At 35.0% G+C, this 19,174-nt stretch carries 25 protein-coding genes; 15 read left to right on the top strand and 10 right to left on the bottom strand.

The window, feature by feature from the left end; translation table 11 throughout:
- The first annotated feature begins 43 nt into the window (after nt 1-43).
- On the top strand, nt 44-574 hold the full coding sequence (locus ACUL40_RS17120; RefSeq protein ID WP_000289908.1) for a hypothetical protein: 531 nt from the start codon (nt 44-46) through the stop codon (nt 572-574).
- A gap of 34 nt (nt 575-608) precedes the next feature.
- Here the strand turns inward: ACUL40_RS17120 and ACUL40_RS17115 are convergent, their stop codons facing one another.
- Nucleotides 609-1,190 (bottom strand): NAD(P)H-dependent oxidoreductase, encoded by a 582-nt coding sequence (locus tag ACUL40_RS17115; protein ID WP_445422807.1) that lies wholly within the window; start codon nt 1,188-1,190, stop codon nt 609-611.
- Between the two features lie 622 nt (nt 1,191-1,812).
- Here ACUL40_RS17115 and ACUL40_RS17110 point away from each other — a divergent pair.
- Nucleotides 1,813-2,292 (top strand): GNAT family N-acetyltransferase, encoded by a 480-nt coding sequence (locus ACUL40_RS17110; protein WP_000351222.1) that lies wholly within the window; start codon nt 1,813-1,815, stop codon nt 2,290-2,292.
- A gap of 23 nt (nt 2,293-2,315) precedes the next feature.
- Here ACUL40_RS17110 and ACUL40_RS17105 read toward each other — a convergent pair whose 3' ends face one another.
- Nucleotides 2,316-2,807, bottom strand: coding sequence for a phosphatidylglycerophosphatase A family protein (locus ACUL40_RS17105; protein WP_000665103.1), 492 nt, complete (start codon nt 2,805-2,807; stop codon nt 2,316-2,318).
- Between the two features lie 120 nt (nt 2,808-2,927).
- On the opposite strand from ACUL40_RS17105, the gene yutH reads away from it, so the two are divergent.
- On the top strand, nt 2,928-3,929 hold the full coding sequence (gene yutH / locus ACUL40_RS17100; protein WP_000614215.1) for a spore coat putative kinase YutH: 1,002 nt from the start codon (nt 2,928-2,930) through the stop codon (nt 3,927-3,929).
- Between the two features lie 61 nt (nt 3,930-3,990).
- Here the strand turns inward: yutH and ACUL40_RS17095 are convergent, their stop codons facing one another.
- Both ACUL40_RS17095 and ACUL40_RS17090 read right to left on the bottom strand, forming a co-directional pair.
- On the bottom strand, nt 3,991-4,206 hold the full coding sequence (locus tag ACUL40_RS17095; RefSeq protein WP_001125507.1) for a hypothetical protein: 216 nt from the start codon (nt 4,204-4,206) through the stop codon (nt 3,991-3,993).
- A gap of 320 nt (nt 4,207-4,526) precedes the next feature.
- Entirely contained in the window at nt 4,527-4,763 is a 237-nt protein-coding gene (locus ACUL40_RS17090; protein WP_000431159.1) for a NifU family protein, read from the bottom strand.
- 195 nt (nt 4,764-4,958) lie between these two features.
- Here ACUL40_RS17090 and ACUL40_RS17085 point away from each other — a divergent pair, with 195 nt between their 5' ends.
- The 4 genes from ACUL40_RS17085 (at nt 4,959) to ACUL40_RS17070 (ending at nt 7,719) form a co-directional block, all read left to right on the top strand.
- On the top strand, nt 4,959-5,267 hold the full coding sequence (locus ACUL40_RS17085; RefSeq protein ID WP_000248588.1) for a YuzD family protein: 309 nt from the start codon (nt 4,959-4,961) through the stop codon (nt 5,265-5,267).
- Between the two features lie 51 nt (nt 5,268-5,318).
- On the top strand, nt 5,319-6,113 hold the full coding sequence (locus ACUL40_RS17080) for a nucleotidyltransferase domain-containing protein (RefSeq protein ID WP_000788486.1): 795 nt from the start codon (nt 5,319-5,321) through the stop codon (nt 6,111-6,113).
- A gap of 123 nt (nt 6,114-6,236) precedes the next feature.
- Nucleotides 6,237-6,905 carry a hypothetical protein gene (locus tag ACUL40_RS17075; protein WP_061457841.1) on the top strand — a complete coding sequence of 223 codons (669 nt, stop codon included), beginning with the start codon at nt 6,237-6,239 and terminating at the stop codon, nt 6,903-6,905.
- 10 nt (nt 6,906-6,915) lie between these two features.
- Nucleotides 6,916-7,719: a leucine-rich repeat domain-containing protein gene (locus tag ACUL40_RS17070; RefSeq protein WP_000483944.1), complete on the top strand. Its 804-nt coding sequence runs from the start codon at nt 6,916-6,918 to the stop codon at nt 7,717-7,719.
- Between the two features lie 2 nt (nt 7,720-7,721).
- On the opposite strand, the gene ACUL40_RS17065 is transcribed toward ACUL40_RS17070, so the two are convergent.
- Both ACUL40_RS17065 and ACUL40_RS17060 read right to left on the bottom strand, forming a co-directional pair.
- On the bottom strand, nt 7,722-8,360 hold the full coding sequence (locus tag ACUL40_RS17065; protein WP_063220579.1) for a DUF4304 domain-containing protein: 639 nt from the start codon (nt 8,358-8,360) through the stop codon (nt 7,722-7,724).
- Entirely contained in the window at nt 8,347-8,817 is a 471-nt protein-coding gene (locus tag ACUL40_RS17060) for an SMI1/KNR4 family protein (RefSeq protein ID WP_002184004.1), read from the bottom strand. The genes ACUL40_RS17065 and ACUL40_RS17060 overlap by 14 nt, the downstream gene beginning before the upstream one ends.
- Before the next feature lie 86 nt (nt 8,818-8,903).
- On the opposite strand from ACUL40_RS17060, the gene ACUL40_RS17055 reads away from it, so the two are divergent.
- The 4 genes from ACUL40_RS17055 to phnA all read left to right on the top strand — a co-directional run bounded on the left by ACUL40_RS17055 (nt 8,904) and on the right by phnA (nt 12,511).
- A complete protein-coding gene (locus ACUL40_RS17055; RefSeq protein ID WP_445422808.1) occupies nt 8,904-10,562 on the top strand; it encodes an outer membrane protein assembly factor BamB family protein in 1,659 nt (552 codons plus the stop codon).
- 299 nt (nt 10,563-10,861) lie between these two features.
- Complete coding sequence (locus ACUL40_RS17050) at nt 10,862-11,659, top strand: DUF2628 domain-containing protein (protein ID WP_002026505.1); 798 nt, start codon at nt 10,862-10,864, stop codon at nt 11,657-11,659.
- A 69-nt stretch (nt 11,660-11,728) separates the two neighbouring features.
- A complete protein-coding gene (locus tag ACUL40_RS17045) occupies nt 11,729-12,010 on the top strand; it encodes a hypothetical protein (RefSeq protein WP_000626489.1) in 282 nt (93 codons plus the stop codon).
- 159 nt (nt 12,011-12,169) lie between these two features.
- The gene (gene phnA / locus ACUL40_RS17040) at nt 12,170-12,511 is read left to right on the top strand and encodes an alkylphosphonate utilization operon protein PhnA (protein WP_000212737.1); all 342 of its coding nucleotides are present in this window, start codon (nt 12,170-12,172) and stop codon (nt 12,509-12,511) included.
- A 199-nt stretch (nt 12,512-12,710) separates the two neighbouring features.
- On the opposite strand, the gene ACUL40_RS17035 is transcribed toward phnA, so the two are convergent.
- The 4 genes from ACUL40_RS17035 to ACUL40_RS17020 form a co-directional block, all read right to left on the bottom strand.
- Entirely contained in the window at nt 12,711-13,508 is a 798-nt protein-coding gene (locus ACUL40_RS17035; RefSeq protein WP_326037932.1) for an ABC transporter permease, read from the bottom strand.
- Nucleotides 13,492-14,151 carry an ABC transporter ATP-binding protein gene (locus ACUL40_RS17030; RefSeq protein WP_000470312.1) on the bottom strand — a complete coding sequence of 220 codons (660 nt, stop codon included), beginning with the start codon at nt 14,149-14,151 and terminating at the stop codon, nt 13,492-13,494. Before ACUL40_RS17030 ends, ACUL40_RS17035 begins: the two co-directional genes overlap by 17 nt.
- 54 nt (nt 14,152-14,205) lie before the next feature.
- The gene (locus tag ACUL40_RS17025) at nt 14,206-14,379 is read right to left on the bottom strand and encodes an aspartyl-phosphate phosphatase Spo0E family protein (protein WP_001054091.1); all 174 of its coding nucleotides are present in this window, start codon (nt 14,377-14,379) and stop codon (nt 14,206-14,208) included.
- A gap of 233 nt (nt 14,380-14,612) precedes the next feature.
- Nucleotides 14,613-15,683, bottom strand: coding sequence for an NAD(P)/FAD-dependent oxidoreductase (locus ACUL40_RS17020; protein ID WP_000682068.1), 1,071 nt, complete (start codon nt 15,681-15,683; stop codon nt 14,613-14,615).
- Between the two features lie 351 nt (nt 15,684-16,034).
- Between ACUL40_RS17020 and ACUL40_RS17015 the strand changes: the two genes are divergently transcribed.
- The 4 genes from ACUL40_RS17015 to ACUL40_RS17000 all read left to right on the top strand — a co-directional run bounded on the left by ACUL40_RS17015 (nt 16,035) and on the right by ACUL40_RS17000 (nt 19,061).
- A complete protein-coding gene (locus ACUL40_RS17015) occupies nt 16,035-16,274 on the top strand; it encodes a YuzB family protein (RefSeq protein ID WP_000595026.1) in 240 nt (79 codons plus the stop codon).
- A 268-nt stretch (nt 16,275-16,542) separates the two neighbouring features.
- Nucleotides 16,543-17,409: a diaminopimelate epimerase gene (gene dapF / locus ACUL40_RS17010; protein ID WP_000077400.1), complete on the top strand. Its 867-nt coding sequence runs from the start codon at nt 16,543-16,545 to the stop codon at nt 17,407-17,409.
- Between the two features lie 41 nt (nt 17,410-17,450).
- A complete protein-coding gene (locus ACUL40_RS17005; protein WP_000573826.1) occupies nt 17,451-17,804 on the top strand; it encodes a HesB/IscA family protein in 354 nt (117 codons plus the stop codon).
- Between the two features lie 489 nt (nt 17,805-18,293).
- Complete coding sequence (locus tag ACUL40_RS17000; protein ID WP_065212308.1) at nt 18,294-19,061, top strand: hypothetical protein; 768 nt, start codon at nt 18,294-18,296, stop codon at nt 19,059-19,061.
- The last annotated feature ends 113 nt before the right edge of the window (nt 19,062-19,174 follow it).

Below are 19,174 nucleotides of genomic sequence, written 5' to 3'. Positions count from 1 at the left end.
GGAATGTAAAATTTAAATGTATTGATATAAGGGAGGAATAAGAATGTACTGGATGTCATGTATTATGCTTGTTTTTACATTATGCGTTTTGTTCTTTGTTCTATGGAAAATATATATAATAAATGAAATGAAAAAAAGCGCAGGAAAACTTATTGCAATGTATCCTCGGGTGAAAAGACGTTGGATTGCATTACTTGGACCAGCATATTTCATTGGACAATGTATGTATATATATGCTCAGTACGTAAGTGGCGATATTGATACAGTTGAACAGTTTTTTATTCAGCTAGGTATTCATGCTGTAGCAAGTTGTTTTATGACTTTAATAGCTATACATCTTATTAAAAGTGTACAAATATATGAAAAAGGTGTAATAGATGGATTAAACTTTTATTCATATGAAGAATTGAAAGGCTATAAAACATCAACATGGGAAAATCCAAAAGAAAATATATTTTTATATCGCGGGCGAGAAAAAATGAATGACAATGTGAATTTACTTATTAGACAGGAAGATATGAATGAATTAGAAAGCATTCTTCAAAGATATATTCCGAAATTAATGATGAAATAAAAAAACTCCGGTTGTTAAAGCCGGAGTTTTTTTATTAGAATGCACGATTCACAACGTCTTTTACTTCTTCAAGATATTGTTTACGCACATCATTATCCACAGAAGGGACACTTGTATAGAATGTATGCTCAATTGTTTCAATACCTGTGAATTCAAAAATACCAACATCCGCTGTTTTCTTCATTGCATCAAACATGCCGCCTGCTGTGTATGCCTCTTTCGTATTGCCCATTGTACATAATAACAATCCTTTTTTACCGCTTAATAACTTTTCAATGCCGTTTTCACCGTAAGCATAAGCAAATCCATGGCTGAATACACGGTCAACGTATCCTTTTAAAATAGCAGGAAGTCCCGCCCACCACACTGGATAAATGAATGTAATGCTGTCAGCCCAAGAGATATGTTCTTGTTCTTCTTTAATATCTTCTGGTGTATTTCCTTGAGAAAATGAGATGAAATCGGAAGCGCCTAATACTGGATTAAAGTTTAATTCGTATAGATCGCGAACGCGTACTTCGTGACCTTTTCCTTCTAATTCACTTTTTACCGTTTCTAAAATCGCATGGTTGAAGCTTTCTGTATTCGGGTGTGCATAAACGATTACATGTTTCATTTTTCTTCCTCCTATTTGTGGATATGTGAATAGCTATTTGTATTTCTGTAACTATTATGGTTACTACTTTTATAGAAGTCAAGTAATACATATGTATGTATAAAAAGACGCTCGAAAATCGCCTTTTTATACCCCGCTCATACAAAGTACAAAGAAGACGAATAAAATGATAACAATACCAATGCCAAAGTTAAATACGAGAGTACTATCCATATATGTAGCCTCCTTGTTTGAAAGTAAAAAGCACTCTAGTTAAGAGTGCTTTTTTATTTTGAATCTACTTTATAACTTTTAGAAAGTGATTCATGCGTGTCATGATTTACATTATTTTATGTATTTATACTTTGAAATGAGTAAGTCCTTGTTGGATATAGAAAAAAAGACACTCGTTCGAGTGTCTTTTAAGATGACAAAATGTGCCAATTGCTTGAGGTTGATAAGACGCTAATTTCCGTTTTAACGCCTTTTCTCTAATCAAGAAGTGTAGCAACAGCGATTCAAATAAATTGTACCATCTGTTTAATAGCTGTGCGTATGTAATTCTGCATATTGCAATTAGAGGGAAATTTAATGTGAAAAATGAATGAGTAAATATATAGAAATTTGATAAGGAGTGAGAAGGTTGGATATACATGTGTTAACAAAAGAAGAAGCGATGGAGATAAATACGTGGACGTACGAGGAACCTTATAGTTTATATAGTTTTTCAGGCGAGAAAGAAGTAATAGAAGAGCTATTAGATGGAACGTATTATGGCTGTTGTGACGATCAAGGAGACCTCATCGGTTATTTTTGTTTTGGAGCAAATGCACAAGTGCCAGGTGGAAGAGATGCTAATTTATATGGTGGAGAAGATGTGATTGATATCGGACTTGGCATGAAGCCGGCGTTAACTGGGAAGGGAATAGGGAAAGAATTCTTCCAAGCTGGAATAGCGTTTGCCACGAAAGAGTTTAATGCAAAAATGTTTCGATTAAGCGTAGCAACATTTAATACAAGAGCGATTACGTTATATAAAAATATCGGATTTAAACAAGGGACTATTTTTTTGAGTCGCGGAAGAGAATTTATGCTTATGGAATACGAAAGGCCGTCAGCATGAAACTGACGGCCTAGAAAACATTATTATTCTGAGTGCTCAGCTCGGTGCGCTAAACGGCTTGAAGCAGCGGCAGCGATTCCGCCAACGATATCATCAAGGAATGTATGCACCTTTCCAGTTGATTTATCATTTAAGTATTCTAAAATACCAGGTTTTAATTTATCAATATATCCAAAGTTCGTGAAACCGATAGAGCCGTACACGTTTACGATAGAAAGTGCGATAACTTCATCAATTCCGTATAAGCCTTCATCACGTTTTACAATATCTTGTAACGGTTCACTTAGCATTCCCTTTTCAGCAAGGACATCAAGCTCGATACCAGTAATCAGTGCGTTTTGTACTTCACGTTTTGATAGTACACGTTCTACATTGTAACGGCATTCTGACATCTCTAAATTTGGATGATATTTTTTTTGAAGAAAATGAACAAGTTCAGCAATATCGTCAATTGTTACACCACGTTCTTGTAATAGTTGTAATGCTCTTTCTTGTAGTTGATTTGATTCTTTCATGTTTATCACCTTTTTTTCTTTTTAGTATTTGTATACGTTTCGTTGCTTTATCATGTGCATAGGAATGAAAGGCGAGCACAAGCTCATATATATAAAGAAAAACCATAGGTGGCGACTGCGATGATTCAGCATATTTATGAGCATTATCACATGCATGTTAAAGAATTAATCCCCCTTGGCCCCTATAAAAGCTTTTGGATTCGCAACAAAATTTATGTACTTGTTCCAATTGGAGAAATGGAGGAAGAAGTACTTGTAGAGATGAAAAAGCTCAGTGACTATATGAACCAGCAAGGGGATATAACTGTAGCGACTTTCGTTCCAACTATACACGGCTACTATGTAAGTGAGATAGAAGAACAAAATTACTGCTTATTAAAAGGTATGCGAGCGTTAGAACGACATGCTACGTCATTAGGGAGTGAACTTTCTATATTCCATAAACGAGGTGCATTCTTTCCAGAAGAAATCGAGCAATTAAGCCGCATTGGTGAATGGAAAGCGTTATGGGAAAAGAGACTCGATCAGTTAGAAAAGTTTTGGCAATCACAAGTGATGAACCACCCTACAGACGTATTCGATCAATTGTTTATTGAATCCTTCCCGTATTACTTAGGAGTTGCAGAAAATGCCATTCAATATGTTGTTGATACAGAAATGGATGATACGCCGCAACTAACGGATGCAGCGACAATTTGCCAAGAACGATTCACACCTTTATTATGGCATCAAACGAAGCGTCTCAAACTTCCTTTTGATTGGGTGTATGATCACCCAACTCGAGATATAGCAGAATGGATTCGCTATATGATGATTGAAAAAAAGAAAGACTGGGATCAAACAATCGTTCAATTTGTTACAGATTATGAACGGAATTACTCGCTGTCCTCATTTGGTTGGCGTTTATTATTTGCAAGGCTCCTGTTCCCGCTTCACTATTTTGAAACGGTCGAACGATATTATCAAACTGGAAACGAAGAACAAAAAAGCATATATAGAGATCGCTTAGAAGCCATTTTACACGATGTGAACCGCTCAGAGCAATTTATGAAGCACTTTTATGGCTCACTTCGTTTACCAGTAGATAAGCTCGGGATTAGAAAATTAGATTGGTTATCTTAAAAATATAAAAAAGAGACCGAGTGAGGTCTCTTTTTTATATACCACAATTTTATGTAATACATTATGCCCCTACCTGCTGATCTGTACATATATTTAAAACGAATTGATGCCTTTCGAGCTTTTCATTTACTTTACCCAATAATTCTTGCTGGATTTCTTTAAATAAAAATTGATAGCTTGTATTCCATGTTGGTATAACGGATGAAAGGCCTAATAAATACTCTTTTTTCTTTTCTAGTTCTTGGATTGTTACAAAAGTGTTCCCCATTTTTGGCATCTGTCGTCCCCCCTATGTTTTTTTACTGTATATGTGTGAACGATTCACTATATAGTATTAATTATCGCATTTTTTGAGAAGGATTTCCAATTTTGTTTTATGATGTTAACGGATAAATGTGATTTGAATAAAAAAAGGAGACCAAATTTGGTCTCCTTTTAGAAGGCGATTCTGAACGAGCCGCTTCCGCTTTTAGATTAATATCTAGCTCCAGCGGCTAGAACAGTCGGCCATTTCGCGCCTTCCTGTGAGGCAAAAAGCGCCTCTTCGTCAGGAGCTCCAATGACCTCCTGTTCTGAACGAGCCGCTTCCGCTTTTAATTAAAATACTTGTTCTACTTCGATAACGCCTGGTACTTCTTCAAGTAACGCGCGCTCGATACCAGCTTTTAGTGTGATTGTAGAACTTGGGCAGCTTCCGCATGCACCCATAAGGCGTAGTTTTACGATACCTTCTTCAATGTCTACTAATTCAACGTCTCCGCCATCGCGAAGTAAGAATGGACGTAATTTATCTAATACTTCTAATACTTGTTCTTGCATATGTGGGTTTTCCATTTTTATCGACTCCTTTCATCAGTTTTATTATAATCAAGATAGAGGGGAAAATCTATTTTTTCTCTTCTTGTTTTATTGTCGAAATATTGTATCGTGTTTTTTCAGTATAGGGGTATGGAATAAGTTTGTAAAATGATGTGCTTATGTAATAAGACATCTGAATATACTGTTGGGACAAGAAGTGGGGGAGAAGAAATGGTTAATGTTCAAGTGTATGGGACGAAAGTAATTTGTGCGAGCTGCGTCGGAATGCCATCTTCAACAGAAACGTTTGAATGGTTACAAGCGGCAATTGGTCGTAAATATGAAGGACAAGAAAATAAATTTAATTTCGAGTATATTGATTTCCAAGAAGAACAAGAAGATGCAGATAAAAAAGCATTCGCTGAGCGAGTAGTGGAAGAAGATTTATTTTATCCGGTCGTTCTTGTAAATGGAGAAATTGTTGGAGAAGGAAATCCTCGTTTGAAGGATGTTTATGAAGAAATCGAGAAATATTTATAAAACAAGAAGTCTTTGCGAATTTGCAAAGGCTTTTTTATTGGAGGGATAGATATGAAAAATGGAGTGAAGCATGCGTTACCAACGGAAGTACAACAGTTAATGGAGCGGTACACAGTAGAATTAAAAGAAATTTTTTTGGATGAAAAAATAGTCGGGGTATATATTTACGGATCCATCGCACTAGGTGCATTTCATAAGGAAACGAGCGATGTTGATTTTGTTACAGTGATAAATGATTCCGTGAATGAAGCTGAAAAACAGCAGCTTGTGGAACTACATAAGAAACTTAGTGACAATACGCTAGGTAAAAGAATGGACGGTATGTATATTCCGCTTGCTGACTTAGGGAAATACAATGATGAAATGAACGAGTACGTGTATTGTGCAGATGGTAAAGCTAATGTTGGTCATTGGGACATTAATGCGGTCACATGGTGGACGTTGAAAAATCAAGGCATTACAGTTACAGGAAAAGAAGCAGAAGATCTTCCGCTGCAAATACAATGGAATGATGTAGTAAATACGATGAAATACAACGTAGAACAGTACTGGAGTGAAAAGGCGAAGAAGCCATATTTATTTTTTATAGAAGAGTGGGTAGAATCAGCTGTCGTTACGATGGGACGCATTTTATATACACTAGATTATAAAACAATCGTTTCAAAAGATAGAGGATTGCAATACTTGTCAGAACGTTCAGCGGAAGAATGGGAGCTCTTATTAAAAGAAGTAGCGAGAATACGGCACAATCCAAAAGAAAAGAGAATGCTCTCAAGGTGGAGAAGGGCAGATATGACGAAGAGGTACTTACTGCATTTAATTGAGACGTGTAGAGAGAAATGGTAGGGAAGAAAATGGACAATACAGTGGGGTGTATTGTCTTTTTTATTTTGTAGTAGATAGAAAAGTATTTACAAGTATTGTGTAGAGGAAAGATAATAGAAAAAAATATGCGCATGGGGGAAGATGATGAGTAAATATAAATTACATATAGATAGAGAACAATTATGGAAAGGATGCGTTTTAAATTCGATTGCCCATGCAATTAATGTAGCGCATTGTCCAGATTTCTCACATGAAAGTTCATGGGATGGATTTAACTATAGTATGCAAGATAGCCAAGGCGGACAAGGGACAATTACGTTTCATCCGAATTACACGATTGTATGTCTTCAAGATGTGAATAGCGAGAGAATTGATGAGTGGATTGATGCGAAAAATTATTTTGAAGGGGCACCTTCGGAAGTAATAGATATTGCGAAAGAAGAAGCACTTCAATACGTATTAGAAGAAGTAGAAGGCGAAACAGTTCCTTTTATTACAACTGCATTTTGGATTGAGGATAGCGGTGCGTATTCAATTGATTCATTTGAAGAGATGGAAGAGCACGGCGGATTTTTATTAGAAATTCCATTACTTGATACAGCATCAGCAATAGAAAGACTAGAAGAAGAGTATGAACTGACAGAGGAACAAATAGAGCTTTTACAACTCGTGTATAAGAAAAAAATCCAAAGTCCAAATGAGGAAATTAAGTTGTCCAAAGAAGAAGTAGCAATGATTGGAACGGAAGATAGTAAAGGATTGGAAGTTAGTAAGGATTCATTTGAAGAAATGAATATTACTTGGGAGTTGTAGGGGGGATAACATGTTTCCGATTGGTGATCAGCCGAAGATTATGAAAGACTTAGCAGGTATAGCTGGTGATTTAGAAGAAGTAGCGATTGAGGGGAAAACAAAAAATATAGAACGACTAGCATCTTTGAAAGTTAAAAAGTTATGGATGTTCACAGTAAATCAAAAGCAGTTTGATCATATTCTTACGTATGTTTGTCCCGATATATTATACGTGTACGAAATGAGGGTCGAGGATCTAAGTAGCCTTCAGAAATTGTCTAATTTACAACAGTTGTATATGTGCTGGAATACAAAAGCGAAGACGTTATGGGACATTGATTATAATAAAAAACTCAAATCCTTACTAATTGATGATTTTTCTAAGTTAGAAGATTTAAGTGCTTTAAGTAAGTGCACACAACTTAATACCTTCTATATGGGTGGTGGAATAAATACAGCGATGAAAGTACAAACTTTAAAACCACTCGCTGAATTACAGCAGTTGCAAAAGCTTACTTTGATGAATTTAAAGGTTAAAGATGATTCATTAGAACCGTTAATGCAATTGAAAAATTTAAAGGAGTTAAGCTTATCTAATCAATTTAAAGTGGAAGAGTATGCAAAACTCTCTGTAGCATTGCCATATACGGTATGCGAGTCTTTTAAACCTTACGTATATATGAACGATGCAATAGATGGGAAAAATATAATGGTGACTGGGAGAAGAAGGCCAGTCCTTAATTCAAAAACGGATACTGTGAAGATGCAAAAGTATGAAGAACGATTTAAAAAGTTACAAGAGGAATATAAAGCACTAGTAGAAAGTACAATGTGAAATTACATTGTACTTTCTACTAGTTTTTTCATATACATATCAACTTCGTGAAAGAATATGGGCTCTTTTTCCTCGGTATTCAGATGCACGGTGCAATGTAAATATTGTTGTAAGTAGCGATTAGCTTGTTCGTACTGTTTTAATTTGTAGAAAGAAAAACAGGTAAGAAGTAGAAATGCTTTTTCTTCTAATATTGGAACGACAGCTAGTATCGGAGTAATGGAATGTATATTTATTTCCACTAAATTTTCATAAGATGCCCACGTTTGAAACCAGTCGAAAATAGTAGAAAGGTAATTCGGAATGTTGATAGTTTCATGTGAAACATTGTGCAATAGCTGGTTCTGTTTGATATGTATAGGCTCTATTCTTGTTTGTAGAATGCAAGCGAATATTGAAATGTTTTCTTTTATTTGTAATTGGTTCGTAATAAGCTGCGGGAGACCGATAGGGTGAACTCCTATATTTATATAAAAATCATCTCCAAACTGGCTTTTTTGTATGTTAATGAGCTTATAAAATCCGTTTTCAGCTTTGAAAAATGTATGTCTTTTTTTCTTAAAGCCGAGTGGTTTTAAAGTGGCGTGTAAATTTGTAATAAAATCTTGCTCCTTTTTAGAGCCAGGCTTATTCTTCGTCATATTCATAAGTAGTTAAGTTTTGTAAGAACCTTTCAAAGTTAGGTGCTAATTCAATAATTTCCTCAAATTCATTATCGATAAATATAACTGGAGGATTTTCAGCTACATTTCGATAGTCTAATGCAATCCATGTATGTCCATCACCAGATAAAAGTACGATATTCTCAGGCATTTCCCATTCTCGAATTAAATAGCGGCTCTCTAAAATACTAGATTCATTTTCATTAAAAGAAATACCATATAAACCAGATACATTAACGTGATCGTCTGCCCAAGAATTTGGCTTTGAAGTAGGGTGAACATCGAGACGAAGAGTTCCCCCATTTTGTTCTTTTAGAAGGTTTATATATGATTCTGGAAGTTTTACGTTCAGTACTTCTTCTGCTTTTTTGATTAGTTCATCGTTAATGGGTGCTAGTTTTAAATAGTCATCGTCTGCCCAAATTGTACTCTTCATATTCGGTCACCTCAAATAATAGTTTTAAGAATCTTATGTCATATATTATAGTTAGTTTAGATAACACGCAATAGAGGGAGGAAATAATGAAAAAGTTTCAAATCGAACTAAATAAACTGCCGATAGAAAATGCCGGAGAAATAGTACTTAGTATAGATGAGAGTATTGTGTTTCAAGAAAAAACAGACATAATAGACCCGATTTGTCAGTTGTTTGACGCTTGTATCGAGGTCTTTAGATATGATGACGCTACAATTTTCTTAAATGAATATGAAAAAAAGATGGAATTTAAGAAGAAAGATGGGGAGTTTCTCATTATTAATCAGAGAGGCAAGAAGTTAGCTAGTGTTGATAGCGAGCAATTTTTACGAGTACTCTTTTCGTTTCTTAAAAAGGAGATAGGGCAGATTTACATGAGTGGATTTGATTCTTTTCGAATCAAAGATGCTTACCATAGAATGTTAGAAATTGATCCATTTGTTCCTAAACTTGTAAATGGAAATGACGAAATTATGTATCGAACTTATCATTCTACAAGTGACAAGTATGAATTAAAATGGAAGTATTTAAAAGGGAGAGAGGTTGAACCGATATTTACTCCAGTACTATCTCATGATAAGAAGAGTATCTTTTATGTAGAGGAAAATAACCACAGAATTCGTAAACTCGATAGTGAAACGAAAGAAGAGATTTGGCAGTGCCGTATTCCAATAGTAGAAGATTGTAATTGCATTACTGTGAATGGTGTCGTAATTATTTGGTATGCAAATAGATTTGGAGAAAGTATGGCGAAATTGTACGCTATTTCATCAAGTTGTGGGGAGCTTCTATGGGATTTAGAAATAGAAGGGCATATTATACAAGATGTAAAAACTACGGGAGAAGAGTTACCACGTTTACTAGTTATTACACAAGAAGGCTACAATGTTTTATTAGAGCTTGAAAGTGGAGTAAAAGTATGGGAAAAGAATGTTCGAGTCGGAGGAGAAAAATTGCAGTGCCATCTTGGCACAGATTACTATGTATTAGCAGGGAATCCTTTTGATGAAGATGGGGAAGTTGATGCATATAGTAATGTTGCAATTGCCATTCAATTATTAGATGCTTCTACACGATGGAAACAAATGATGGAAGATTGTAATCCAAATGAACCAGTTACTTTAACTAATGAACATTTTATATGTGTAGCAATGGAGGTATTACAAAAGTGGGAATATGGAAAAGAAGGCTGTAACTTAATTTTTGAAAAAGCTTTTGATGAGGTATGGTACTCTTGCATTGAATCAAAGGAAGCAAAAATACTATTAACAAGAACTGAGTATGGATATGAAGGGGTAAGTAGACAAATACAATGTTATGATCATAAGAGCGGTCAAAAGTTATATGAAGTAAATATGTCTTTTGAAATTGAATTGCCTCCATTTCTTATCGGAGAGATGATGGTATTGTCCTTAGGAGAAGGCAGAATTTGTGGTATTAATATTCAAACAGGTAAAGTGCTTTGGAACAATACTACTCTACATGATATTACAGAGGTTCTGTTATATAAAGATGGAGAAATTTACATTGCAACTTCAAATTTAGAATTGATAATACTTGATGCTGAATGTGGCGAAGTAAAAAATATAATTAAACTTCCTAAAAATGTTGTTGTAATAGATTTTATTGTATCAATTGAGGAAGGTAATAATGGACTATTCATTAGTTGTGTAAGTGGAAATATGTTTGAAATAGTAGAAGGCTAATTTGTGAGCGCTCTTAAGTCGAGATGTTTGTTTTAAAATAGTAGTATATATTCACTAAAAAAGATGTATAAAAATGATTTTGATGCATCCTTTTTAGTGAATATATAAAATAATTAACTTAGTGTATTAAAGATATGATACATGATTATTTTAATATATTTAAAAGTAAAATGAAATAAGAAACGGATAATTGTCGGAATATATTCGATTTCCGTTCATTTTTATGAAATATGTGTACTTTTTGTTAGATTCCTTCATTTTGTCCATATACAATAAATGTATATAGAAATAAGAAAAGGATGATGTACGTGAAGGACACGGTTTTACAAGAAACGATTTCTCCACAAGAATTACATAAAGTTGTTCAAAAGAATACAGCTTATTATGACTTTAAGTGGGGTAAAGTAGAAAATCCAGCGCAAGGGAATACATGGAATTGGGTAGCCTTTTTCTTCCCAACTTTTTGGTTAGCTTATCGTAAAATGTATAAGTTATTTATTATATTTGCGTTATTGGCTATACCTAGTATAGTTATACCCCCTTTTATAGATATTCCAGATGGGATTTATGTAACATTTAGTTTAGCTCTTCAATTAGGAATGATGATATTTACTGGATGGCAAGGAAACCGTTTATATTATAAGCAGGCTGTTCGTGTTTTTCGTAAGGGAGAAGATGCGTCTGATCATGAGAAGGCGTATTTCTTACAATCAAAGGGCGGCGTGAGTATTGCTGGTATGATTGGTTTACAGATTATAGTCGGGATTGTGTATGGATTAGCTGCGTTCGGGCTGTCCTTTTTACCAACTGAGCCGAATATTAAAAACGTTGTTCGTTCAAGTGGCGAAGGGGTTACTTTAGAGATTATGACTGATAATCCAACTTGGAAGTTTGTGAAGAAAGAAAAAGATTATGACGTAGTAGAGTTTACTGGTTATGATTATACAGAGAAGAAAAACGTGAAAATTAAATTTGCTGTTTATTTCGATGAAGATTATTTCGAGTGGCAAGAGGTATATGAAAATAATAAGAAGTTAAGTGAAGAAGAAGTAGAAGAATATCAAATTTACATTGAAGAAAATAATTGGGGTTTCTAGAGGGAACTCGTTCATTTTGAAAAGAAGAATCTTGTGAAGGTTCTTCTTTTGTTTATTAGGGGGAGAGAAATGATTTCAGTATTAATAGAAGCTCTAATAGGATCGATTAGTTTAAGTACGGGTTTACACACGAAAAAGATTGATGCTAACATACGTTACTTGCAGCAGTATGAATGGTTTCGAATGATATATGAAGACGAAAAGTATCGAAAGTTATTTATTACGAACTACAAAGTTCGCTCATATTTACAAAGTAAGCTAAGAGTTCGATTGCTTGTAAAAAATAAAAATGCACAACGAAGATTTTTAAAATTAGTAGAAGAGCAAATAGAAAAACGGCATACAAATTGAAATTTTGTAAAATACAATAAAAAATGAGAATTTGAGGTAGGCTTGTCAATAACGTGAGACTATGGCACTATAAAGAAATGCTATACAAATTTTATTTATCGAGATGTAAACATCAATTTTGATTTTTACGTATAAATAATGAACGGAGGAAATGAATTTATGGCTACTTTACCAAATTGTCCAAAATGTAATTCAGAATATACGTATGAGGATGGCGTTCTTTTCGTATGTCCAGAATGTGCTCATGAGTGGGGCCAAGAAGCAGAAGCTGAAAATAATGATGGTGCAAAAGTTGTAAAAGATGCGAACGGAAACGTTCTGCAAGACGGCGATGCAGTTACTGTTATTAAAGATTTAAAAGTAAAAGGAACTTCTTCAGTTGTGAAGATCGGTACGAAAGTAAAGAGTATCCGTCTAGTTGATGGCGATCACGATATCGATTGCAAAATCGACGGCTTCGGAGCTATGAAGTTAAAATCACAGTTCGTTAAGAAGGCGTAAGTAAATAGAAGAGGAGGCGAATAGCCTCCTCTTTTTATTATGTCACTTTTTGTCGGTAAATCGATATTTCGTACAAAATCGTTGATATATTCTGAGTTATGATAGATATATTTGAAAAATCGTTGATATATTGCAAGTTATGATAGATATATTGAAAAAATCGTTAATATAATTTCATTCATCGTGAACTACGCACGATTCACCGTGCACCATAGTCAATTTCTTTCAATTGACATCGCTTATTAAAGAACGTTTTATATCCAAGCTGTAAAAAGATAATGACAGCAAAGGCAGTACTTCCAGAAATACCGAGTATGATGGCGATTTGATATTGAATGGCTGTGAAGGGTGATACACCGGATAATATTTGACCAGTCATCATGCCTGGTAAGCTTATAATTCCCATTCCGACCATAGAATTAATTGTTGGTAAAATAGCAGAGTCAAAAGCGTCTCGAATGAGCGGAGCAGCTGCTTCTTTCGGTGTTGCGCCGAGCATAAGTGCACCTTCAATTTGACCTCTTTGCGATTTCATATTGTTTAAGAACGTATTTGCGCCGAGAGAAACACCAGTCATGGCATTCCCAACTAACATTCCTGTAATAGGGACGATATATTGCGGAGCATACCACGGATCATGTCCGATAATAACAAAGATAAATAGTAGAAGTGGCCCAATTGATCCGGCGACCATGGAAAGGGCGGCTACTCGTTTTAATTCTTTAGAAATTGGGATGTTAACTCGTTTATAAATATTAAAAATTGCAAAGGTAGTAATAGAAGTAATGAGAGCAATTGTATAAAATGGATTACTGTTTTCAAATACGTATGTAAGGACATATGCAACAAGTACGAGCTGAATCGTCATACGGAATGTTGCGAGCGCGATTTGTTTTTCGCGAGGTATTCCTTTTAATTTTACAAGTCCAATTAAAATAAGAATGAAAATATAGGCAGCTGCAAGTTGCCAAATTTGGAGTTCAATAACGTCCTTCAACAGAGAGCACTTCCTTTCTAGTTGCACCGTTTGCTTTACTAATCTCAATAATGTCGTCTGCAATTTCTTCTGGAAGTTGTTGTGAGTGTGTGATGAAGATAATTGTTTTTTTCTTTTTTCGTGCTAGTTCAGTAAATTGTTTCATAACTCGGCGTTCTGTATCACTGTCTAATGCTGAAGTTGGTTCATCTAATAAATAGACAGGCGGATCCATAAGTACGATACGTGCAAAGGCAAGTCTTTGTTTTTCACCGCCAGATAGTGAGGAGGCGCTATCTTCTAATTGCTTATCTAAGCTAACGGTTTGTAATGCACTCCGCAGGGCATCATCATTTGGAAATGGTTTTTCAGAAAGACGAAGTCCCATTAATAGGTTGTCTTTAACGGTTCCATCAAAAATAGGTGGAGTTTGCCCAAGCATAACTACGTCACGACGTAATTGAATAGGATGATAATCAGAAATTAATTTTCCGTTATATTCAATTGTGCCGGATGTTGGAGATTGTAAATCGTTTAACATGCGAAGCAACGTGCTTTTTCCGCTTCCGCTTTCACCGATAATGCAAGTAATCTTTTCTTTTTGAATCTGTAAATAAGGAATGTGTAGTATATCTTTATATATAACGTTTTTTAATATAAACATAAATCGCTCCTTTCTGATTCTAGTTATATCGTATCAAAAAAGAGAAGATAACGGTTATAAAGAGCAACGTTTTTTCTTCGTCTTGAGTTTTATTAATAAGTTAAGTAAACGATCTAATTCTTGGCTGAAAGAAATCACTTTATCATGAGTCAATCCGTATCGTTCAACGAGATAGATTAACTCTTTCTTTTTCGCTTCTATTCGATTGTTTAGTTTCGATAAGTTCATAAGTGGAATGTAATGCCTCCTACAAAAGTATTTATCACATAAAAAATAAGACCGAATGAATTCGGTCTTCAAGGAAATAATAAAACAACTTACAAATAGCATACACTGTTTATCCGTAGTTTTTAATATAAAAATGAAAAATAAATCATTATAAATATTGAGAAAGATGTGTCTGATAATTTTTAAAAACTGATGCAAAGAGGCTGCCTACATAGTAGACAGCCTGTAAAGTATTAACCCTTATGATATTTGTACATCCAAAGAAGACCAGATTTTAATAATCTCGGTACACGTCCCATTAACGGTTGGTTTGCGAGTAAACCAAATCCGTGTTTTTTACCAAGAGATCCTAGAACACCTTTTAATTTAATAACAGGTAGTTCATCAGGGAGTGGTTCATTATTCCAACGTTTTAATAATATTTGGACAATTTGTTCTCCTTGACCTTCAGCAAGTTGGGCAGATGGTGCATGTGGAAGTGCTGCGCAATCTCCTACAACGTAAACATGCTCGTTGTTTGGAATATTGTGATATTTCGTTAAGACAACCCGTCCGCTACCATCTTGTTCAACTGGAAGGTTTCGAACAACTTCATTTGCTTGAATACCAGCTGTCCAGACAATTGCATCACATTCAAGTGGTTCATCGTGATTATACACAATATTTGGTTCCACTTTTGTAATGTTAGAGTTTCTTATAATATTAACTTTATGTTTTACGAACCATTCTTCTACGTATCTACTTAATTTCTCTGGATACGGGAATAAAATTCTATCTTTTCGATCAAATAAATAGATTTTTAAATCAGAACGGCTTTCACGAAGTTCACTTGCTACTTCAACGCCACTTAAGCCAGCACCAACAACAGCTACTGTTGCATTTGGTTCTAGACTATTTAATTGTTCATATGTTTTACGTGTTTGTTCAATTGATTGTAGACTATGTGTATATTCCCTAGCCCCAGGAACGTTATGATATTTATCTTCACAGCCAAGTCCGATAATTAAGTCATCATATTGGATTGCTTCGCCGCCATCGAGATGAACAGCTTTTTCTTCGAGGTCAATATTTGTTATTGTGCCGTATTGAATATTGAGGCGTGGGTGTTCAGGAAACGGTATACGAATATGCGTTTCTGAAATAGTACCCGCAACTAATGCATAATATTCAGTTTTGAAGCAATGATATGGTACTTTGTCGATTAATGTCACTTGTACATCATCTGGAAGTTGGTTGCTTGGAAGTAGCCTTTGCAGAATTCTCATTCCACCGTAGCCGCCACCTAGTATTACGAGGTGTTTCATGATGGATTACCCCTTTTCTGTTGAAATATCCCCTAATCATAAAATTTTATATTAATAAAATATTTTGACTTTACTCAATCAAATTATATCGAATTTGTGAACAAATAACAATGCATGAATGAATACTCTGTTGTACAATAAGAAGAAAAGTAAAATAAACTGTTTTTCCTTTGTAGTTACTATTTCATTGGAAGTAGCATGTTATATAGAAGAAGTCATCTACTTTGAAGTGAAGTAATGAAGTAACTAAATAGTTTAGACTGTGTAACGAAAACAACAAGAAACAGCTTAGTTTTCTTCTTATAGATAAAGTGAAAAGGTAATTTGTTTTGTAGTACAGGGGGGAGAATTTTGATTAAACCATTAATTGAATTTTGTGTAGGTAACCTTGCAAGTGGTTCACAAGCAGCTCTAGAAAAATTAGAAAAAGATCCGAATTTAGATGTAATGGAGTACGGTTGTCTAGGGTATTGTGGTATTTGTTTTGAAGGACCGTTTGCACTTGTAAATGGTGAAGTTGTACAAGGTGCAACAGTAGAAGAGCTTGTTAATAATGTATATGAGTATTTGGATGAAAATCCAATGTTTTAAGGTGTTGCGGATTAGCAGCACCTTTTCCATTAGATAAAACTTTATTTTGTGGGGAAGGCTAATGCTGATTATTAGCCTTCCCCAATTGAAAATAGTGGGATAAATAAAAAAAGGCCCTTTTTAGAAGGGCTTTTTTCTTACACAAATTGTGTAAGAGTGGCTCATCGCCAAACGTTGTCAAATATGAGAAACGGGGGACATTCATATTGTGTTCTAAAAGCATGCATTTTATACTTAACATAACAAATTATTTTTGGAGTGAATATAAATGAGCCAATTTTCTTTTACAAAAATGCATGGTCTTGGCAATAGTTATATATATGTAAATATGTTTGAAGAGCAAATTCCTGAAGAAGATTTAGCCCTTGTGGCCGAAAAGGTTTCAAATATTAATACTGGTATTGGAGCAGACGGGATGATTTTAATTTGCCCTTCAGACGTAGCTCCGGTGAAAATGCGCATGTTTAATAATGATGGTTCTGAAGGAAAGAGCTGTGGTAATGGTTTGCGCTGCGTAGCGAAATATGCGTATGAGCATAAACTAGTAGAAGAAACAGTTTTCACAATTGAAACGTTAGCTGGTATTGTAACGGCTGAAGTAACAGTAGAAGATGGTGTCGTGACATTAGCGAAAATCGATATGGGGGCACCGCGTCTAACACGTGCAGAAATACCGATGCTTGGTGAAGGTGAAACGCCATTTATTCGTGAAAACTTCTTATATAATAATCATCGTTATGCATTTACAGCTGTTTCAATGGGAAATCCGCATGCGGTTATTTTGGTTGATGATGTAGAAAAAGCACCTCTTACAACACTTGGACCAGTCCTCGAGACACATGAAATGTTTCCAGAGCGAGTAAATGTTGAGTTTATCGAAATTTTGAATGATGACGAGATGAACTTCCGCGTTTGGGAACGTGGATCTGGTGTAACGCAAGCTTGCGGAACAGGAGCGTGCGCTGCAGTTGTAGCTGCTATTTTAAATGGAAAGATGGAACGCGGTAAGGAAATTACTGTTCATTTAGCTGGTGGCGATTTAATGATTGCGTGGACTGAAGAAGGAAATGTGTTGATGAAAGGACCTGCGGAAGTAATTTGCCGCGGAGTGTATGAGTACAAGATAGAAGCGTAAAGATGTATAATGGACTAAGAACAGAAAGGAAGGTGTATTTCATGATTGAAGTAACAGAACAAGCAGCTTTTCAAATTAAAGATATGTTAAAAGATGCTGAAGATGGAGAGAAGTATGTGCGCCTTGCTGTACACGGCGGCGGATGTAGCGGTCTTTCTTACGGCTTAGGATTTGAAGTAGAACCAAAAGAAGACGACACAGTTCTTGAGTTTTTCGGTGTTGAATTTGTTATCGATACAGAAAGTGCTCCAATTGTTAAAGGAGTAAAAATTGACTATAAACAATCTATGCTTGGCGGTGGATTCACAATCGACAATCCAAACGCAATCGCATCATGCGGATGTGGATCATCTTTCCGTACAGCGACGAATGCTGGTAAACCAGAAGAATGCTAAGTTTTTAGACGAAATAGAAAAGGCCTTTTTAGCGATGGAATAAAATCGTTAGAAAGGTCTTTTCTTTTGGCGTTAAAACAGAAAATGCATGTAAAGTTACTTTGGAATTTAATTTAAATGTTATTATATATAGTATATGTGATTTATATTGTGAATTCCAGTTTCATATTGCTCGTTTTAAGATAAGATTTCGTAACGGAAATGTAAATAAATAGAAGAAATATACTATTTATTAGTTGTATTTAATGTTAATATTTGTAACGAAGATGATTGGCGATCGTGTTCGGACTAGCTGTAGTTTCACCGGTTATTACTAATAGGTAGATTTATCCCATAAAAGCCCGATTGGTGAGGGCTGATTAAAGTTTCACTTTATATAAAAAAGGTGTATGAGGGAGAAGGCTATAGCAAATTGTATAGAACTGAATAGTTCCGTATTCATTAAATTACGTTGATTACTAGATATTAAAAAACACCGGGGGGATTAGAATGAAGTTATTTAAGAAAGTACTTATAGTAGGGGTGGCGTTGACTACAGTATCGATTTTGGGAGCTTGTTCTAGCGATACAGACGTATTAACAAAAGTAGGAGCAAAGCAACCAGCGAAGGCCGAAGGTGAAGAAGTATTAAAAGATCAGAAGAAAACACCTATGACCACGAGTAAACGTGAAAGTATTAAAAATGAGGATGCTCCATCATCAAAGAAGCGTTATATTTCTCATGACGAATCTCAAAAGATTGAGGAAGGTATGACGTATACGGATATTCTTAATACGATTGACTACGATGGTGAGAACATAAAATATTATAATAATAATGAAAAACGCGTATTTTATACTGAAAAAGATACGGATGGTACATATGAAATTATGGTTGAATTAAATACATATGGTTACGTTGTGAATATTGAACGTACTGCTATAAAGGATACAGATAAAGATAAGGAGAATCGGGTATCTACGAAACGTATTGAAGAGCCTGTAAAGGAATATGAAGAAAAAAACGATCGTGTACCGTGGTATAAAGATGTAAATAACAATTCGGCAGCAGTAAGTTACAATCACTATTTGAAAATCAAAAAAGGTATGCCCGCGAATCAGGTAAAAGCTGCAATTGGACAGCCACATGTGATTGAGAAATATAAATCTTATTCAGTATATGACTATACTGGTTATGGTGGAGAAGGATCATTACGTGTAATCTTTGAACCGAATGGAACTGTTACGGATGTAGTGGAAGACGGTTTACCACGATAATAAATTAGTTACGGGAAGAGTTGTAGTAAAGTTGTCTTTGATTTTATAAAGTTTTTGGGAGCATCCCCAAATATAGATGAAAAAATAATTCTTTTAGCCATGTTATAGTATTA

The organism is Bacillus sp. KNSH39, assembly GCF_052656585.1.
The sequence above is the reverse complement of the archived record's forward strand: the minus strand, read 5'-3'. Positions and strand labels throughout refer to the sequence as shown.

Coding starts and splice junctions, on each gene's coding strand:
- ACUL40_RS17025 (WP_001054091.1), bottom strand. CDS start 14,379: ATGAACTTATCGAAACTAAACAATCGAATAGAAGCGAAAAAGAAAGAG.
- yutH (WP_000614215.1), top strand. CDS start 2,928: ATGATTCAGCATATTTATGAGCATTATCACATGCATGTTAAAGAATTA.
- ACUL40_RS17060 (WP_002184004.1), bottom strand. CDS start 8,817: ATGAAGAGTACAATTTGGGCAGACGATGACTATTTAAAACTAGCACCC.
- phnA (WP_000212737.1), top strand. CDS start 12,170: ATGGCTACTTTACCAAATTGTCCAAAATGTAATTCAGAATATACGTAT.
- ACUL40_RS17070 (WP_000483944.1), top strand. CDS start 6,916: ATGTTTCCGATTGGTGATCAGCCGAAGATTATGAAAGACTTAGCAGGT.
- ACUL40_RS17020 (WP_000682068.1), bottom strand. CDS start 15,683: ATGAAACACCTCGTAATACTAGGTGGCGGCTACGGTGGAATGAGAATT.
- ACUL40_RS17000 (WP_065212308.1), top strand. CDS start 18,294: ATGAAGTTATTTAAGAAAGTACTTATAGTAGGGGTGGCGTTGACTACA.
- ACUL40_RS17120 (WP_000289908.1), top strand. CDS start 44: ATGTACTGGATGTCATGTATTATGCTTGTTTTTACATTATGCGTTTTG.
- ACUL40_RS17090 (WP_000431159.1), bottom strand. CDS start 4,763: ATGGAAAACCCACATATGCAAGAACAAGTATTAGAAGTATTAGATAAA.
- ACUL40_RS17030 (WP_000470312.1), bottom strand. CDS start 14,151: ATGTTTATATTAAAAAACGTTATATATAAAGATATACTACACATTCCT.
- ACUL40_RS17055 (WP_445422808.1), top strand. CDS start 8,904: ATGAAAAAGTTTCAAATCGAACTAAATAAACTGCCGATAGAAAATGCC.
- ACUL40_RS17045 (WP_000626489.1), top strand. CDS start 11,729: ATGATTTCAGTATTAATAGAAGCTCTAATAGGATCGATTAGTTTAAGT.
- ACUL40_RS17115 (WP_445422807.1), bottom strand. CDS start 1,190: ATGAAACATGTAATCGTTTATGCACACCCGAATACAGAAAGCTTCAAC.
- ACUL40_RS17005 (WP_000573826.1), top strand. CDS start 17,451: ATGATTGAAGTAACAGAACAAGCAGCTTTTCAAATTAAAGATATGTTA.
- ACUL40_RS17065 (WP_063220579.1), bottom strand. CDS start 8,360: ATGACGAAGAATAAGCCTGGCTCTAAAAAGGAGCAAGATTTTATTACA.
- ACUL40_RS17075 (WP_061457841.1), top strand. CDS start 6,237: ATGAGTAAATATAAATTACATATAGATAGAGAACAATTATGGAAAGGA.
- dapF (WP_000077400.1), top strand. CDS start 16,543: ATGAGCCAATTTTCTTTTACAAAAATGCATGGTCTTGGCAATAGTTAT.
- ACUL40_RS17085 (WP_000248588.1), top strand. CDS start 4,959: ATGGTTAATGTTCAAGTGTATGGGACGAAAGTAATTTGTGCGAGCTGC.
- ACUL40_RS17080 (WP_000788486.1), top strand. CDS start 5,319: ATGAAAAATGGAGTGAAGCATGCGTTACCAACGGAAGTACAACAGTTA.
- ACUL40_RS17095 (WP_001125507.1), bottom strand. CDS start 4,206: ATGCCAAAAATGGGGAACACTTTTGTAACAATCCAAGAACTAGAAAAG.
- ACUL40_RS17105 (WP_000665103.1), bottom strand. CDS start 2,807: ATGAAAGAATCAAATCAACTACAAGAAAGAGCATTACAACTATTACAA.
- ACUL40_RS17050 (WP_002026505.1), top strand. CDS start 10,862: ATGATGTACGTGAAGGACACGGTTTTACAAGAAACGATTTCTCCACAA.